This is a genomic window from Xanthomonas bromi, from assembly GCF_900092025.1.
Taxonomy (GTDB): Bacteria; Pseudomonadota; Gammaproteobacteria; order Xanthomonadales; family Xanthomonadaceae; genus Xanthomonas; species Xanthomonas bromi.
This window is the reverse complement of the sequence record NZ_FLTX01000008.1, coordinates 152,683-167,431: the sequence shown is the minus strand read 5'-3', so window position 1 is coordinate 167,431 and position 14,749 is coordinate 152,683. Positions and strand designations below refer to the sequence as shown.

At 65.8% G+C, this 14,749-nt stretch carries 17 protein-coding genes and 2 other RNA genes; 15 read left to right on the top strand and 4 right to left on the bottom strand.

Annotated features, from left to right (window positions below):
- Nucleotides 1-109: 109 nt before the first annotated feature.
- Complete coding sequence (locus XBLMG947_RS03385; protein WP_065466425.1) at nt 110-970, bottom strand: YicC/YloC family endoribonuclease; 861 nt, start codon at nt 968-970, stop codon at nt 110-112.
- A gap of 113 nt (nt 971-1,083) precedes the next feature.
- On the opposite strand from XBLMG947_RS03385, the gene rph reads away from it, so the two are divergent.
- The 8 genes from rph to XBLMG947_RS03345 all read left to right on the top strand — a co-directional run bounded on the left by rph (nt 1,084) and on the right by XBLMG947_RS03345 (nt 8,707).
- On the top strand, nt 1,084-1,809 hold the full coding sequence (gene rph / locus XBLMG947_RS03380; protein WP_065466380.1) for a ribonuclease PH: 726 nt from the start codon (nt 1,084-1,086) through the stop codon (nt 1,807-1,809).
- A complete protein-coding gene (locus tag XBLMG947_RS03375) occupies nt 1,806-2,198 on the top strand; it encodes a VOC family protein (RefSeq protein ID WP_065466379.1) in 393 nt (130 codons plus the stop codon). The genes rph and XBLMG947_RS03375 overlap by 4 nt, the downstream gene beginning before the upstream one ends.
- Nucleotides 2,195-2,794, top strand: coding sequence for an RdgB/HAM1 family non-canonical purine NTP pyrophosphatase (gene rdgB / locus XBLMG947_RS03370; protein ID WP_065466378.1), 600 nt, complete (start codon nt 2,195-2,197; stop codon nt 2,792-2,794). The genes XBLMG947_RS03375 and rdgB overlap by 4 nt, the downstream gene beginning before the upstream one ends.
- 15 nt (nt 2,795-2,809) lie before the next feature.
- Nucleotides 2,810-3,967: a radical SAM family heme chaperone HemW gene (hemW, locus tag XBLMG947_RS03365; RefSeq protein ID WP_065466377.1), complete on the top strand. Its 1,158-nt coding sequence runs from the start codon at nt 2,810-2,812 to the stop codon at nt 3,965-3,967.
- A gap of 164 nt (nt 3,968-4,131) precedes the next feature.
- Nucleotides 4,132-6,549: a DUF1631 domain-containing protein gene (locus tag XBLMG947_RS03360; protein WP_065466376.1), complete on the top strand. Its 2,418-nt coding sequence runs from the start codon at nt 4,132-4,134 to the stop codon at nt 6,547-6,549.
- Nucleotides 6,546-6,893: a PilZ domain-containing protein gene (locus tag XBLMG947_RS03355; RefSeq protein WP_065466375.1), complete on the top strand. Its 348-nt coding sequence runs from the start codon at nt 6,546-6,548 to the stop codon at nt 6,891-6,893. The genes XBLMG947_RS03360 and XBLMG947_RS03355 overlap by 4 nt, the downstream gene beginning before the upstream one ends.
- 61 nt (nt 6,894-6,954) lie before the next feature.
- Nucleotides 6,955-8,280: a Xaa-Pro dipeptidase gene (pepQ, locus tag XBLMG947_RS03350; protein ID WP_065466374.1), complete on the top strand. Its 1,326-nt coding sequence runs from the start codon at nt 6,955-6,957 to the stop codon at nt 8,278-8,280.
- A gap of 28 nt (nt 8,281-8,308) precedes the next feature.
- On the top strand, nt 8,309-8,707 hold the full coding sequence (locus tag XBLMG947_RS03345) for an XVIPCD domain-containing protein (protein WP_065466373.1): 399 nt from the start codon (nt 8,309-8,311) through the stop codon (nt 8,705-8,707).
- A gap of 97 nt (nt 8,708-8,804) precedes the next feature.
- Here the strand turns inward: XBLMG947_RS03345 and XBLMG947_RS23910 are convergent.
- The 3 genes from XBLMG947_RS23910 to XBLMG947_RS03335 all read right to left on the bottom strand — a co-directional run bounded on the left by XBLMG947_RS23910 (nt 8,805) and on the right by XBLMG947_RS03335 (nt 10,975).
- Nucleotides 8,805-8,876: non-coding RNA, sX9 sRNA (locus tag XBLMG947_RS23910), on the bottom strand.
- A gap of 214 nt (nt 8,877-9,090) precedes the next feature.
- Nucleotides 9,091-10,422 (bottom strand): aminopeptidase P N-terminal domain-containing protein, encoded by a 1,332-nt coding sequence (locus tag XBLMG947_RS03340; RefSeq protein ID WP_065466372.1) that lies wholly within the window; start codon nt 10,420-10,422, stop codon nt 9,091-9,093.
- Between the two features lie 10 nt (nt 10,423-10,432).
- Nucleotides 10,433-10,975, bottom strand: a complete 543-nt coding sequence (locus XBLMG947_RS03335) for a YecA/YgfB family protein (protein WP_065466371.1) — start codon at nt 10,973-10,975, stop codon at nt 10,433-10,435.
- A 237-nt stretch (nt 10,976-11,212) separates the two neighbouring features.
- Here XBLMG947_RS03335 and XBLMG947_RS03330 point away from each other — a divergent pair, with 237 nt between their 5' ends.
- The 7 genes from XBLMG947_RS03330 to XBLMG947_RS03300 all read left to right on the top strand — a co-directional run bounded on the left by XBLMG947_RS03330 (nt 11,213) and on the right by XBLMG947_RS03300 (nt 14,736).
- A complete protein-coding gene (locus XBLMG947_RS03330) occupies nt 11,213-11,434 on the top strand; it encodes a TIGR02449 family protein (protein ID WP_065466424.1) in 222 nt (73 codons plus the stop codon).
- Nucleotides 11,431-11,730 (top strand): cell division protein ZapA, encoded by a 300-nt coding sequence (locus XBLMG947_RS03325; protein WP_065466370.1) that lies wholly within the window; start codon nt 11,431-11,433, stop codon nt 11,728-11,730. The genes XBLMG947_RS03330 and XBLMG947_RS03325 overlap by 4 nt, the downstream gene beginning before the upstream one ends.
- A 95-nt stretch (nt 11,731-11,825) precedes the next feature.
- A non-coding RNA gene (gene ssrS / locus XBLMG947_RS03320) (6S RNA) lies at nt 11,826-12,009 on the top strand.
- 315 nt (nt 12,010-12,324) lie between these two features.
- Nucleotides 12,325-12,915 (top strand): 5-formyltetrahydrofolate cyclo-ligase, encoded by a 591-nt coding sequence (locus tag XBLMG947_RS03315; protein ID WP_065466369.1) that lies wholly within the window; start codon nt 12,325-12,327, stop codon nt 12,913-12,915.
- Nucleotides 12,912-13,382, top strand: a complete 471-nt coding sequence (locus XBLMG947_RS03310) for an EVE domain-containing protein (protein WP_065466368.1) — start codon at nt 12,912-12,914, stop codon at nt 13,380-13,382. Before XBLMG947_RS03315 ends, XBLMG947_RS03310 begins: the two co-directional genes overlap by 4 nt.
- 96 nt (nt 13,383-13,478) lie before the next feature.
- The gene (gene rpiA / locus XBLMG947_RS03305) at nt 13,479-14,126 is read left to right on the top strand and encodes a ribose-5-phosphate isomerase RpiA (RefSeq protein WP_065466367.1); all 648 of its coding nucleotides are present in this window, start codon (nt 13,479-13,481) and stop codon (nt 14,124-14,126) included.
- 163 nt (nt 14,127-14,289) lie between these two features.
- Nucleotides 14,290-14,736, top strand: a complete 447-nt coding sequence (locus XBLMG947_RS03300; protein WP_065466423.1) for a DUF192 domain-containing protein — start codon at nt 14,290-14,292, stop codon at nt 14,734-14,736.
- Nucleotides 14,737-14,749 lie beyond the last annotated feature (13 nt).

Here is a 14,749-nt window from a genome sequence, read left to right as displayed (position 1 = left end):
GGGAATGTAGAGAGTCGGGAATAGGGAATGGGGCACCGCGCGGAGCAAGCAGGCCGTGGGGAATCGTACCTGCTTTGACGATTCCCCATTCCCGATTGCCTATTCACGGCTATTCGATGTTCTGCACCTGCTCGCGGATCTGGTCGATCAGCACCTTCAGAACCACCGCGGCATTGGACGTGCGGCTATCCACCGACTTGGAGCCCAGCGTATTGGCCTCGCGGTTGAACTCCTGCAGCAGAAAGTCCAGCCGGCGACCAACCGGCTCGCGCTGCTTGAGCACGCGGCGGATTTCGGAAATGTGGCTGGACAGACGGTCCAGTTCCTCGTCTACGTCGAGCTTCTGCAGCCACAGCACCAGCTCCTGCTCGGCGCGGCCCGGGTCCACCGGATGCGGCAGATCGGCCAGGCGCGCGGCCAGCTTGGCGCGTTGGCCTTCGCGAATCACCGGAATCAAGACGCGTACCTCGGCAGCGATGCGTTCGATCGCATCCACCCGCTCGCTGATCGCCTCGGCCAGCTTGCCGCCCTCGCGCTCGCGCGCAACCACGAAACTGTCGACCACCTCATCGAGCAAGGCCAGCGCCTGCGCCTGCAGCGCGGGCGCATCCACATCCTGCACCTGCAGCACGCCGGGCAGCTGCAACAACTCGGTGAAGCCCACCTGCAACTTGGGAAACACGCCATCCAGCCGCGTAGCCAGCGCGCCCAGTTCCTGCAGCAGCGATTCATTGACCGCCAGCGTCTGTGCGTTGTCCGGCGCGCGCAGGCGCAGCGTCAGATCCAGCTTGCCGCGGCTGTTCTTGGCTGCCACGCGCTCGCGCAGCAGCGGTTCCAGCGCGCGCAATTCCTCGGGCAGACGCACACCCACTTCCAGAAAGCGGTGGTTGACCGAGCGCAGCTCGCAACCAAGCGTGCCCCAGGGTGTGATGCGTTCGCCGCCAGCAAACGCGGTCATGCTTCGGATCATCGTCAATCCCATGCCGTCAAAGCGCGAATGGTACCCTAGCTACCCACACCGGCCGGCTGCTGCCCGCCGTGCATTGGCGCCAAGACCCACCTCCCGACTTCCGGACTCATCGCATGACCTTTTCCCGTCCCAGCGGCCGCACGGCCGATCAGCTGCGCCCGGTGCGCATCGAACGCGCCTTCACCCGCCATGCCGAAGGCTCGGTACTGGTGAGCTTCGGCGACACCCGCGTGCTGTGCACCGCCAGCGTGGAAAACCGCGTGCCGGGGTTCCTGCGCGGCAAGGGCGAAGGCTGGGTCACTGCCGAATACGGCATGTTGCCGCGCTCCACCCACACCCGCTCCGACCGCGAAGCCGCACGCGGCAAGCAGGGCGGGCGCACGCTGGAAATCCAGCGCCTGATCGGCCGCGCATTGCGCGCCTGCGTGGACCGCAACGCCCTGGGCGAGCGCACCATCACCCTGGACTGCGACGTGCTGCAGGCCGACGGTGGCACCCGCACCGCCGCGATCACCGGCGCCTACGTGGCGCTGGCCGATGCAGTAAACCTGCTGATCAAGCGCGGCGACATCAAGAAGCATCCCTTGATCGGCGCGGTGGCTGCGGTGTCGGTCGGCATCTATCGCGGCGAGCCGGTGCTGGATCTGGATTACCCGGAAGACAGCGACTGCGATACCGATATGAATGTGGTGATGAACGATGGCGGCGGCTTCATCGAGCTGCAGGGCACCGCCGAAGGCCACGCGTTCCGCCGCGACGAACTCAACACGCTGCTCGCCCTGGCCGAAAAGGGCATGGGCGAATTGTTCGCACTGCAACGCGCTGCGCTGGCCGGATGAGCCGTCGCATTGCCCTGACCACGCTGCTGGTCGCCGATTACGACGCGGCCATTGCCTGGTACACCGGCGCGTTGGGCTTCCAGGTGCTGGAAGATCGCGCGCTCGGCGATGGCAAGCGCTGGGTGGTGATCGGCCCCGGCAGCGTGCAGGACGCCGGCTTGCTGCTCGCGCAGCCGGCCGACGCCGCGCAGCAGGCGCGCATCGGCGACCAGAGCGGCGGACGGGTGGATCATTTCCTCTACACCGACGACTTCTGGCGCGACCACGCGGCGATGCAGGGGTTTGGCGTGGAATTTCTGGAAACCCCGCGCGAAGAACTGTACGGCACGGTCGTGGCATTCCGCGATCTGTACGGCACCAAGTGGGATCTGCTGGAGCCCAAGCAATGAAACAACTGGTCCTGGCAAGCGGCAACGCCGGCAAGCTGGAAGAACTGCGCGCCATGCTGGCCGCGCTGCCGCTGCGCATCGTTGCGCAGGGCGAACTCGGCGTGGAAGACGTGCCGGAAACCGGCCTGACCTTCGTCGAGAACGCGTTGATCAAGGCGCGTCACGCCAGCGCCGTCACCGGCCTGCCCGCGCTGGCCGATGACTCGGGCTTGATCGTCGATGCGCTCGATGGCGCACCCGGTTTGTACAGCGCACGCTACGCCGGCAGCCCGACCAATGCGCAGGCCAACAACGCCAAGTTGCTCGAAGCGATGCGCGCGGTTCCGGCCGAACGCCGCAGCGCGCGGTTTTATGCAGTGATCGTGCTGCTGCGGCATCCGGAAGATCCGCAACCATTGATCGCCGAAGGCAGCTGGGAAGGCGTGATCACCACCGCGCCGCGCGGCGATGGCGGCTTCGGCTACAACCCGGTGTTTCTGGATCCCGTGTACGGACTGACCGCCGCGGAAATGGACAGCGCATTGAAGAACCGCCTCAGCCACCGTGCCGTGGCCCTGGCCACGCTGCAGCACAAACTGCATGCCTTGTCGCTGTGACCCACGCGTAGCGCAATGCCACAGCTGATTCCGCCGCCACTGTCGCTCTACGTGCACCTGCCCTGGTGCGTACGCAAATGCCCGTATTGCGATTTCAACTCGCATGCGGCCAAGGGCGTGTTGCCGTTCGAGGCGTATGTGGATGCATTGATCCGCGACCTGGATGCGGATCTACCGCTGGTCTGGGGCCGCGTGGTGCATTCGGTGTTCTTCGGTGGCGGCACGCCCAGCCTGTTCCCACCAGAGGCGATCGACCGCTTCCTGCAAGCTGCCGCGGCACGACTGCGGTTTGCGCCGAATCTTGAAATCACCCTGGAAACCAATCCGGGTACTGCCGAGCACGGCCGTTTCGAGCACTACCGCGCAGCGGGCGTGAACCGCCTGAGCTTCGGGGTACAGAGCTTCGACGACGTGGCGCTGCAGCGGTTGGGCCGTATCCACGACAGCGCCGAAGCCGAACGCGCAATCAAACTGGCACAAGATGCCGGCTACGATAATTTCAATATCGACCTGATGTACGCGTTGCCCGAGCAGACGCTGATGCAGGCCGAGCACGATCTGGAACGCGCCTTCGCGCTGCAGCCCACGCACCTGTCGCATTACCAGCTCACGCTGGAGCCAAACACGGTGTTCTTCGCGCGGCCGCCCAAGGGCATTCCCGACGACGATGCCGCCTGGGATATCCAGGAACACTGCCAACGCCTGCTGGCCGATGCCGGCTACGCCCAGTACGAAGTCAGCGCGTACGCCAAGCCGGGGCGGCAGTGCGCGCACAACCTCAACTACTGGCGTTTCGGCGATTACCTGGGCATCGGTGCGGGTGCGCACGGCAAGATCAGCTCCGGTGCCGAAGAGCACGTACTGCGGCGCTGGAAGCACAAGCATCCGCAGAGTTATCTGGCCAGCGCGGGCGCTGCCGCATCCATCGGCGGCGACGACATCGTGCCGCGCGAACGGCTGCCATTCGAATACATGCTCAACCTGCTGCGTTTGCACGAAGGCTTCCGGCTGAGCGATTTCGAAGCGTCTACCGGTCTTGCGGCCTCCGTCATCGAGGCGCCGTTGGCGCGCGCAGTGGCCCAGGGCTGGATGACCCGGCAGGACGAGCGCGTGGTGCCGACCGAGTTGGGACGTCGCTTTACCAATGATGTGGTCGAGTTGTTCCTGCGCTGAAGGCGCCACACATCGCGGGTCGACCGGCCGCATGCGCGCGGCGCGCCCGTAGGTTCGCGGCTTGGCATCACGCGACCTGGCTGCGCTGGGCGCGCCAATGCCCCGCGGCCGGCCGGAAAACATGCTACATAGCTCACGCTTCGAACTGAGCCAGCCTCCCCCGGATGTCTACGCCCGTGCCTTCCCTGCAACCCGCACCCAGCGGCCCGATTGCCGATGCGCCGGTGTCCGCACGCGGCAGGCACCTGCTCGGCATGCTGCACGCGCATTGCGCGCAGGCGCTGAGCGGACCGCTGCGGCTGACCGTCGTCGAGCTGGAACGCGAGCTGCTGCATCAGGCCGAGCACGCGCGCAACAGCCAGATCCAGACGGAAATCTACGCACAGACACGCGGCCTACGTGACCACATCGACCGGTTTCCGCAGGCATTTCTGCATGAACTGGCCAAGGCGCTGGCCGGCCTGCGCGAACGCCCGGTGCTGGCGCCATTGAGCGACGTCGCTGCGCAGCCGCAGATGCTGACCCTGGTCGAAAACACCGATATCGATCGCGACATCGTGCTGAGCGAAATCGCACGCCGCGAGACATCCCGGCGCGCCAATGCTCTGCTCTTGCTGGCGCAACGCCTGGCGGTGATCGGGACGGTGGCCGAATTCGAGCTGGAAGAATTGCCGCTTGGCCCCTACGCGTTATGCCGCATCGTGGGTCAGTGCGGGGAATCGCTCGGACTGAGCCTGGATGGGCAGCTGACGCTGTACAAGGTCTTCGAGCGCCAGGTGATGGACCGTCTGGGCGATCTGTTCGAAAGCGCCAACAGCACGCTTGACCAGGAAGGCATCCTGCCGGGGCTGATCTACCACCCGTACCTGGTCAAACCCACGCAGGTGCAGACGCGGCATGCGCTGCCGGCATCGGCGCACGGCGCGAAAGACGCTGCCGCAACCCACATGACGGTTGCAGCCTCGCGGATGCCGCGGCCGGCGACCGGCTGGGCAGGCCACTCCGCGCCGACGGCGTGGCAAAGCGTCTTGCTGGATCCCGCTGCTGCGCCACCGGCGCTTGCGATCGCTGCACACGCGCAGACACTGTCGCCGGCGCTCGACGAGGCAATGCAGGCGCTGGGCGGCTTGATGGCGTCGGCACGCCAGTCGCAAGCAGCTGGTCACGCAAGCGCAGGAGTGCCGGCCAACAACGGGATGGCGCCCTCCTCCACGCTGCTTGCAGCAGCGACCCAGACATCGCACAAAAGCGCCACCGCTGCGGTGCCGAAGGCTGCGCTCGGCGATGCGCTGGCCAGCCTGCAACGCGCGCTGGCCACGCAGGCCGCGGCGACACCGCAAGCATCGGGCATCGATGCGGTGCAGCGGCAGGTACTGGAGGAACTGCGCAGCCAGTACGGCCCGGATGCCACGCTATCGCCGCAGGACAACGACACCTTCGACCTGCTCGGCCTGCTCTACGCGCAGATGCAGCGCGAGGTGCGCGAGCAGACGCCGGCACAGGCATTGCTGGCCAAATTGCAGGTGCCGGTGGTCCGCGCCGCATTGGCCGACGCGCATTTTTTCGTGCGCGACCAGCACCCGGTGCGCGAATTGCTCAACACCGTGGCCGAGTCGGGCGCGGTGTGGCTGGGCGAGAACGATAGCGACCCGCAACTGCTGCACAAGCTGGGCAGCGCGGTCGACACCATCGTCAACGACTATCAAGGCGACGAAGCGGTATTCGCCGCAGCCAACAACGACATCCAGGCGCATCTGCGCACACTCGCGCGCAAGGCCGAAGTGACCGAGCGACGACACATGGATGCCGCGCGCGGCAAGGAGCGTCTGGAATCGGCCAAGCAACAGGCCGAAGCGCGCATCGAGCAACTGTGCGAACAAAGCGCGCCACCGCGCTTCGTGCAATCGCTGCTGCGCCAGGCCTGGTCGGACGTGCTCACGCTCACCTTGCTGCGCCAGGGCGAGCAATCGCCCGAATGGGACGAGCGCCAGGCGCTGACCGCGCGCATTGCCGAGGTCACCTGTCGCAGCAAGGGCCAGCCCACCGACATCGCACTCGGCACCGATGTGGAAACCGCGCTGCTGCAAGTGGGCTATCACCACGATGAAGCGGCAGCGATCGCGCGGCGCTTGTCCACGCCCGGTGGCGAGGACGAGGTGACGTCGCGCACCGAACTGGCCGCCCGGCTCAAGGCACGTACCCGCCTCGGCGACCAGGGCGACAGTGCTCCGCGCAAACCGGCAGCCACCCAGCGCACGCCGGCCGAAGAGCAGTGCTACACGCAAGTGCGTAGCCTGCCGTTCGGCACCTGGTTCGAATTCGTGATCAACCAGCAGGGCGATCTGCGCCGGCAACGCTTGTCCTGGTATAGCCCGATGACCGGCAACGCGCTGTTCGTGAATCAGCGCGGACAGAAGATTGGCGAGCACTCGCTGGATAGCCTGGCGCGGTTGATGGCCGGTGGGCAGGCGCGTCTACTGGTGGAAGAAAAATCGCGACTGATCGATCGCGCCTGGCATGCCACCGTGCGTACGCTGCGCAGCTTGGCCGGTCAATCGCCTGTTACCGAGACCCAGCCATGATCCAGGACACCCGCCGCGCGCCGCGCCGCCAGCCGACCGATCTGTTACCGGTCATCGACGTGCTGACCGAGGCGCAGATCGGCCGGGTCGGCAACCTCTCCGAAACCGGCATGCTGTTGTTGGGGTCGGCTCCGCTGCAGGACGACGCCTTGTATCAGTTGCGCTTCACGCTGCCCGAGCGAGTCGGCCGCGCCACCGAGATCGATGTCGGCGTACATCTGCTGTGGTCCGAAGCCGCGCACGCGCCCGGACAGTCCTGGGCCGGCGTGCGCTTCCTGACCATGTCCGAACCGCACCGGCAGCGCCTGCGCGCGTGGATCGCCGAAGAACACATGGCGGGCTGACCGCATCACCGGGTTTGCGGCAAACTCGCGTCCTGCCTTTGCATCGCCGATCGAGCCCCGTATGCCCCAGCCCTCCTTGAGCAGCCTATACTCCGACCACCTGCGTACGCTCGCCGCGCGTGCCGACGAAGCGCTGCAGCGCGGCGGCTTCGAGCATCTGGTGGTGCCCAGCGGCAGCACGCATTACCACCTGTTCGACGACCGCGATTACCCCTACGCGGTCAACCCGCAATTCAAGGCCTGGGTGCCGCTGACACGGGTCCCCAACAGTTGGCTGGTCTACACGCCAGGCAAGCGCCCGACGGTGATCTTCTATCAGCCGTTCGACTACTGGCATGTGGTGCCCGACGCGCCCAGTGGCTGGTGGGTCGAACACTGCGATATCCACATCATCCGCACCCCGGACGAGGCGCTGGCGCTGCTGCCCAAACACGCTGAGCGCTGCGCGATTCTTGGCGAGACGCACAGCACGCTCGGTGCGTATATACCGAACAATCCGCAGCCGGTGCTCGACTACCTGGACTACCAACGTGCGTTCAAAACGCCGTACGAACTGGCATTGCTGCGCATCGCCCAACAAATGGCCGTACGTGGCCATCGTGCTGCGGAAGCGGCGTTCCGCGCCGGCCAGAGCGAATTCGGCATCCACATGGCGTATTGCGCGGCGGTGGGCCAGGACGCCAACGCGTTGCCGTACGGCAACATCATCGCGCTCAACGAACACGGCGCGGTGCTGCACTACACCGAACTGGGCCAACAGCCGCCGCAGCCGCTGCGCAGCTTCCTGATCGACGCTGGGGCTTCAGCGTACGGCTACGCCAGCGATATCACCCGCACCTACGCCGCCGATCCCGGCAGCGACTTCCAGGCATTGATCGATGCAGTGGATGCCGCGCAGGTCCGCATAGGCCAGAACGTACGCGCCGGCGTGGACTACACGCAGCTGCATCTCGATGCGCATCTGGCGTTGATGGGCATCCTCAAGGAGTTCGGCATTCTCACCGTCTCGCCGGAAGCGGCACTGGCGACCGGCGTCAGCGCTGCATTCTTCCCGCATGGCCTTGGTCATCTGATCGGTCTGCAGGTGCACGATGTGGCCGGCTTCGCCGCCAGCGACCGCGGCGGCCGCATCGAACGCCCGGCCGGCCACCCGTATCTGCGACTGACCCGCGGGCTGGAGCCGGGCATGGTGGTGACCATCGAACCCGGCGTCTACTTCATCGACATGCTGCTGGACGAACTGAAAAAGAACGGCCACGCGGCCAGCGTCGACTGGCAGCGCGTGGACGAGTTCAAGCCCTACGGTGGCATCCGCATCGAAGACGAAGTGGTGTGCACCGATGACGCACCGGAAAACCTGACCCGCCCGGTCTTTGCCGCACCCTGATCTGCACATCACAGCACGGAGCATCGCCATGAACGACCCACGCCAGACCTCGCACCCCGACCACCCGATGTACCAGCAGATCGAATGCGGCGTGCATGCGATCGACGCCGCGCACGGACGCGCGCCCGATCAGAACAGCGCGCGACTGATCGCTGCCTTGTTGCCATTGGCCAAAGAAAGCGGGCTATCGCGCGTGGATCACGTGCTGATGAGCGAAGCGAACAAGACCGGCGTGCACGGCGGCGAAAACGTGTTCGTGGTGCAGGGCGACCCTACCAACCCGGCACATCTGCGCGCGCACATGAAAACCGAGCAGGCACTGGCTACGCCCGAAGAACAGTCCTTCGCGCGTGCGCAGCAGAGCGCCGCACCTGGCGAGGTGATGCAACAGCCAGAGCGCACGCAGACGCCGCAGCTGGGGCAATGAAACCGGCGGCGCGTCGTGCTTGCGGCGCGCCTGGCAAGATCACCTCGACTGCGCACGCGCTGCGTTGGACACACGCTTGGCGCGTAGCACCAAGGGCGGCTGGCAACACGTAGCGAGCAGTCGTCAGGTGGGTGCGGGCGGCACACCCAGAACCGCAGCACGAGGGAGTACATGCCGCACCGAGCACCGGCCACGCCTGCCTGGCGGCTGCACAACAGTTTTGTTGGCTGCTCCAGATGCCTTGCGCACATTGAGTGCCTTGTGCGGTTGCGCCGGCCCACCAGCCGCTTGCGCTGATGCAGCGACATGCCAAGCATCCGGCGTCTCTGTGAAGGTGCCGACGGCAAGGTGACCGGCGCTTCTGACGATCGATCCCTCGGCAATTAGACACGCGCGCCAGCCATCTCCGCTTCGATGTCGTCCGCGCTGCGCGCAAGCGCATCGGTGAGCACCCGATGGCCATCGGCAGTGATCAGCACATTGTCTTCGGTGCGAATACCGATGCCGCGCCATTTGGCCTCTACCGAGGTGTCGTCGGCAGACACGTACAGGCCCGGCTCGATGGTGAACACCATGCCGGGCTCGAGCAGCCGTGAGTCGCCGACAAGCCGGTAGTCGCCCACATCGTGCACATCCAGGCCGAGCCAATGGCCAGTCTTGTGCCGATAAAAGCGCTTGTAGTGCCCGTCGGCGATGTTGCGTTCGAGCTTGCCTTTGAGCAGGCCCAGGCGCAGCAGCCCTTCGGTCAAGGTTTCCACTGCCGCCAGATGCCCCGCTTCGTAGGCCACGCCGGGACATGCCTGCGCGAGTGCAGCCGCCTGCGCAGCACCGACCAGATCGTGCAGCGCACGCTGCGCCGGCGTGAAGCGGCCGTTGATCGGAAAGGTGCGAGTGATATCGGCCGCATAGCCGCGGTATTCGGCACCGGCATCGATCAGCACCAGCTCGCCATCGCGGCTGCGCGCGTTGTTGGCGCGATAATGCAGCACGCAGGCATTGCTGCCGGTACCAACGATGCTGCCGTATGCCGGCCATGCATCGGCAGCGCGGAATTCGCGCTCGACTTCCGCCTGCAGTTCGTACTCATGCACGCCCGGCCGCGCCAGCCGCATCGCCGCGCGGTGCGCACGCACACTAATGTCGGCGGCCTGCTGCATCAACGCAATCTCGTCGCGCGACTTGAACAGCCGCTGCTCGTGCAGCAGATGCCCGAGCTCTAAAAATTCATGCGGAGGCTGTGCGCCGTGGCGCACCTGCTCGCGCACACGCTTGAGCCAGCCGATCAACTTGAGATCGAAATCGACATCGCGCCCGAAGTGGTAATAGACGCGGCTGCGCCCTTCCAGCAGGCCCGGCAGGATCTCGTCGACATCGTCGATGGGGTACGCATCGTCCATGCCATAGCGTTCCACCGCCCCTTCCTGGCCCTCGCGTGGGCCATCCCAGGCTTCGCGCTCGGCATCGCGCTCGCGGCAAAACAGGATCGCTTCGCCATGCTTGCGACCGGGCACCAGCACCAGCACCGCTTCCGGCTCCGGAAACCCGCTCAGATACCAGAAATCCGAATCCTGCCGATACGGATAATGCGTATCGTGGCTGCGCACGCGCTCGGGCGCGGCCGGCAGAATCAGGATCGCCTGCTCGCCAGCCATCTGCATCAGTTGCCTGCGCCGGCGTGCGTACTCGGCCGCGCCGATCCCGGTGAGCTTTTTCATGGCGGGCCGGTCAGTTCAGACGTTGGCGAAAGCGCGGCCCCATCACGCAGTCGCCATGCAGCAACAGCACCGCCACGCGCACGAATTCCCCGATCTCGGCCAATGCGGTGTCGTCCTCGTCGGCCGCGTCGAAGTCGTCGCTGGAGGCCTGCGCCAGCCGCGCCAGATCCTGCAGCGCTTCCTCGCCTTCTTCGCTCAGTGCCGGACGCTGCTGCGCAGCCAGGCCAAATCCGCCCAGGAACGCGCGGCACCAGTCGAACAACGCATCGGTGCGCGCAGGCAATGGGGCGCCGTCTTCGACCAGCAGCAGTTCAAAGGCAAAATCGCGGTCTTCCAGTTGCGCCACGGTGGCCTGCCGCAGCTGGTCCAGCGCTCCGCCCTGCTTGGGCGCAACCTGGCCGGAGTCTGCCAAGATGCGTGCCAGCCAGTCTGCGCTGTCGGCGCCGCCGCCGGAGAGCCACCCGCACAGCCCACCATGCAACTCCGCCGCAGAGGACGCCAGCGCAAGCTGACGGCTTTCGTTTTGCACAGCGGTTACATCGGGCAGATCCATCGGGTCATCCGGGCTGAAGAGCGAGAGGCGCCGGCCCAGGGGCCAGCGCTATGACTGCCCAGTGTATCAAGGCGGCCCGCATGAGCCGCGATCTGCGCGCTCCTTGCCGCGTTCCACGCGCGTGAAGCCGGCCTGTCTCGATCCTGTGCGAGGCCTTGCGGGGCTTGGGCTGACGCCTGCGGTCTGGGCATGCGCGACCGCTTGACCACCGCGCGCACGCGCCCCTATCGTGAGCGCATGGACAACGCTGCCGCCCTCGCTCAACTCCGCGCACTCGCCGCCCGCGTGGAGGCGTTGGTCGAGCGTACTCAACGATTGACCGACGAGAACCGCAGCCTGCGACATCAGCAGGAGCAGCTCATCGGCGAGCGCTCGCAACTGTTGACCAAGAACGAGCAGGCGCGCTCGCGCGTGGAGGCGATGATCGCCCGCTTGAAGTCACTGGAGCAGCACACGTGAGCAACAACGAACCGGTCAGCGTGCGTATTCTGGATCGTGAATACACGGTGGGCGTGACTGCCGACGAGCGCGAAAGTCTCACCGCGGCCTCGCGGCTGCTGGATCTGCGCATGCGTGAGATCCGCGGCAGCAATCGCATGGCGGCGGTGGATCGGGTGGCGGTGCTGGCTGCGCTCAATCTGGCGCATGAGTTGCAGCAATTGCGCGAACAGCAGGCGCTCTACGAGCGTGAATTGGCCAACACGCTGGACACCCTGAATCGCAGGCTCGACAGCGTTGCCGACACGCCGCGTTGAGTGGAATTCGCACTGCCATCGCAAATATGAATCCTCAAGCCCGTCGGCCGACGAATGGGCTAGCCATCGCGGCACAGACGTCTATACTTCCTCTGCGTTCTCTGCTGTAAACGACAGCGTGCAAAACATTCGCCTTGTCCCTTAATTACGACCACGGGGGCGCGACGAAGCCGGGAGTGCAAGTCCGCCTTGTAGCGGGAAGCCCGATGGCCTCACAACGTCCCCACTTGAACCCCGGGTTCAAGGTCGTTTCGCCCGCATCGTCATGGCGGAGAATGCAAATCTGAAACGGCGCCTTCGGGCGTCGTTTCTTTTTGCGTGTCCGAACGTCTGACGGGTGATAGCCGACGCAGCCCAGCTGGTCTGGTGCCTTGAGCGATGCGGCTGTATCGACAGCGTTACCGCGCGCAGCGATGCACAAGCTGCATCGCGCATGCACGAGCGGATGCCAAGGACAGGAGCCGGCAGCGCGCGCACCGCCCGCTTTGCGCCGGCCTCCAGGCCAAGCGCCTCTGCGAGCGGCATGGCACGCGCCGCTAGGCATGCGCGCGCGCGCCACCGACAATGCAGCACCGATTGCGCCGCGAGACACCGATGACCGAGGACCGAGATGCGTTGCGCCAACAGTTGCGCGCGCAGCGGCGCTGCCTGCCAGCCGCGCAGCGTCTGGCCGCTGCCGATGCCTTGTCGGAACGCTTGCTGGCGCTGCCCTTTGCGCCGCAAAGCGGCGCGGTGGCCGGGTATTGGGCGATGGATGGCGAAATCGCGCTGCATCGCTGGCAGCTGACCCTGCCGGCCGAGGTGCGCTACTGCCTGCCGGTGCTGGATGGACGGGTGCTGCGCTTTGCGCCGTGGCGGCCGGGCCAGCCGTTGGTGAGCAATCGTTACGGCATTCCCGAGCCGGACATGGCGCGCGCAGACACGCTGGCACCAGAGGAGATGGCGCTGGTGGTGACGCCGTTGACGGGTTTCGATGCGGCGTGCCGCCGGCTGGGCATGGGAGGCGGCTGGTATGATCGCAGCTTCGCGTTCCGGCATCGCCAGGCGCCGCCGCCCTGGCTGGTCGGCGTCGGCTTCGCTGCGCAGCAGGTGCCCGCCCTGCCCACCGAAGCGTGGGATGTGGCGGTCGACGCCATCTGCACCGAACACGCCACCTTCCTGAAAAACGACGCCGTTTCCGAATGACTGCCCGCAAGCGCTATTGGTTGATGAAATCCGAGCCTGACACGTTCTCCATCGATGATCTGGAGCGCGTCGGCACCGAGCCGTGGAACGGTGTGCGCAACTACCAGGCGCGCAACTTCATGCGCGATGGCATGCAGGTTGGCGATGGCGTGTTTTTCTACCATTCCAACTGCAAGGTGCCCGGCATCGTCGGCCTCGCCAAGGTGGCGAGCGCGGCATATCCGGACGACACCCAGTTCGACCCGAAGTCCGATTACCACGACCCCAAGTCCAGCCGCGAAGATCCGCGCTGGATGCTGGTGGACGTGGCGTTCGAGCGCAAGCTCAAACGCACCATCGCGCTGGACGAGATCAAGCAGCACGCCGATGCGCTGGGCGAAGGCTTCCCGCTGATCGCGCGGGGCAACCGGCTGTCGATCCTGCCGGTGACTGCCGCGCAGTGGACGCTGCTGTTAGCGCTGGAATAGCCGGGAGTGGGGGATTGGGATTCGCTCAATGCCCGCCTGCGTTGCACCGCTCTGCCGAATCCCCAATCCCAAATCTCTAATCCCGAGCTCTTACCCATGTCCGAAGCAAAACGCCTGGCCGCCGAAAAGGCGATCGATTACGTGGAAGACGGCATGATCGTCGGGGTCGGCACCGGCTCGACGGTGGCCTACTTCATCGACGCGCTGGGCCGCATCGGCCATCGCATCAAGGGCGCAGTGTCCAGCTCCGAACAGAGCACCGCGCGGCTGCGCCAGCACGGCATTGAGGTGCTGGACCTCAACCACACCGGCACGCTGTCGCTGTACGTGGATGGCGCCGACGAGTGCGACCCGAACCGCTGCCTGATCAAGGGCGGCGGCGCAGCGCTGACACGCGAGAAGATCATCGCCGAGGCCAGCGAGCGCTTCATCTGCATCGTCGACCCGAGCAAGCAGGTGCCGGTGCTGGGCAAGTTCCCGCTGCCGGTGGAAGTGATTCCGATGGCGCGCAGCCTGGTCGCTCGCCAGATCCTGGCCACGACTGGCGGCCAGCCGGTGTGGCGCGATGGCGTGGTCACCGACAACGGCAACGTGGTGCTGGACGTGCACAACCTGCAGATCACCGACCCGGTGGCGCTGGAGCGCAGCTTGAACCAGATTCCCGGCGTGGTCTGCGTGGGCCTGTTTGCGCGCCGCCCGGCCGATGTGGTGATCGTCGGCGGCGAACCGCCGCGGGTGATCTGAACGAGCGCATTCGGGCACGCGCACGCACAGTTGCGGCCCGCATTGCGAAGCGATGACGGGCCGCACACAGAGAACTTGCAGCGACCGCACAACGCACCGCAGCAGCTTGACGCACGCGGCCGCTTGAAAGATGGTGCGGCATCCCCGTCCGCTGGTCTGCCGCATGCGCCGTCTCCGTTTTTTCGCCCTTGCATTCTCGATCCTGCTCGGCGGCTGCGCCAGCAGCGGCAGCTGGGTGGAACTCGCGGGCACGCGCTACAAGGTAGAGCTGGCTCAGAACGATGCAGATCGCACCAAGGGCCTGATGTTCCGCGATGCCATGGACGAAGATCGCGGCATGTTGTTCATCCACGACCGCCAGGAGCCGATGGCGTATTGGATGAAGAACACCAAGATCGCGCTGGATATCCTGTATTTCGATGAGCAGCGCCGGCTGGTGTCGCAGCAGCGCGATGTGCCGCCGTGTTCGGCCGGCGATGCCTGCCCGCCCTACCCCAGCAAAGCACCGGCGCGCTACGTGCTGGAACTCAACGCCGGTCAGGCGGCCAAGCTCAACCTCCAGGATGGCACCGAACTTGTTTTCAGTCCGGATATTCCCAATCTGAAGTGATTCACAGCGATGC

Coding starts and splice junctions, on each gene's coding strand:
- XBLMG947_RS03385 (WP_065466425.1), bottom strand. CDS start 970: ATGATCCGAAGCATGACCGCGTTTGCTGGCGGCGAACGCATCACACCC.
- rph (WP_065466380.1), top strand. CDS start 1,084: ATGACCTTTTCCCGTCCCAGCGGCCGCACGGCCGATCAGCTGCGCCCG.
- XBLMG947_RS03375 (WP_065466379.1), top strand. CDS start 1,806: ATGAGCCGTCGCATTGCCCTGACCACGCTGCTGGTCGCCGATTACGAC.
- rdgB (WP_065466378.1), top strand. CDS start 2,195: ATGAAACAACTGGTCCTGGCAAGCGGCAACGCCGGCAAGCTGGAAGAA.
- hemW (WP_065466377.1), top strand. CDS start 2,810: ATGCCACAGCTGATTCCGCCGCCACTGTCGCTCTACGTGCACCTGCCC.
- XBLMG947_RS03360 (WP_065466376.1), top strand. CDS start 4,132: ATGTCTACGCCCGTGCCTTCCCTGCAACCCGCACCCAGCGGCCCGATT.
- XBLMG947_RS03355 (WP_065466375.1), top strand. CDS start 6,546: ATGATCCAGGACACCCGCCGCGCGCCGCGCCGCCAGCCGACCGATCTG.
- pepQ (WP_065466374.1), top strand. CDS start 6,955: ATGCCCCAGCCCTCCTTGAGCAGCCTATACTCCGACCACCTGCGTACG.
- XBLMG947_RS03345 (WP_065466373.1), top strand. CDS start 8,309: ATGAACGACCCACGCCAGACCTCGCACCCCGACCACCCGATGTACCAG.
- XBLMG947_RS03340 (WP_065466372.1), bottom strand. CDS start 10,422: ATGAAAAAGCTCACCGGGATCGGCGCGGCCGAGTACGCACGCCGGCGC.
- XBLMG947_RS03335 (WP_065466371.1), bottom strand. CDS start 10,975: ATGGATCTGCCCGATGTAACCGCTGTGCAAAACGAAAGCCGTCAGCTT.
- XBLMG947_RS03330 (WP_065466424.1), top strand. CDS start 11,213: ATGGACAACGCTGCCGCCCTCGCTCAACTCCGCGCACTCGCCGCCCGC.
- XBLMG947_RS03315 (WP_065466369.1), top strand. CDS start 12,325: ATGACCGAGGACCGAGATGCGTTGCGCCAACAGTTGCGCGCGCAGCGG.
- XBLMG947_RS03310 (WP_065466368.1), top strand. CDS start 12,912: ATGACTGCCCGCAAGCGCTATTGGTTGATGAAATCCGAGCCTGACACG.
- rpiA (WP_065466367.1), top strand. CDS start 13,479: ATGTCCGAAGCAAAACGCCTGGCCGCCGAAAAGGCGATCGATTACGTG.
- XBLMG947_RS03300 (WP_065466423.1), top strand. CDS start 14,290: ATGCGCCGTCTCCGTTTTTTCGCCCTTGCATTCTCGATCCTGCTCGGC.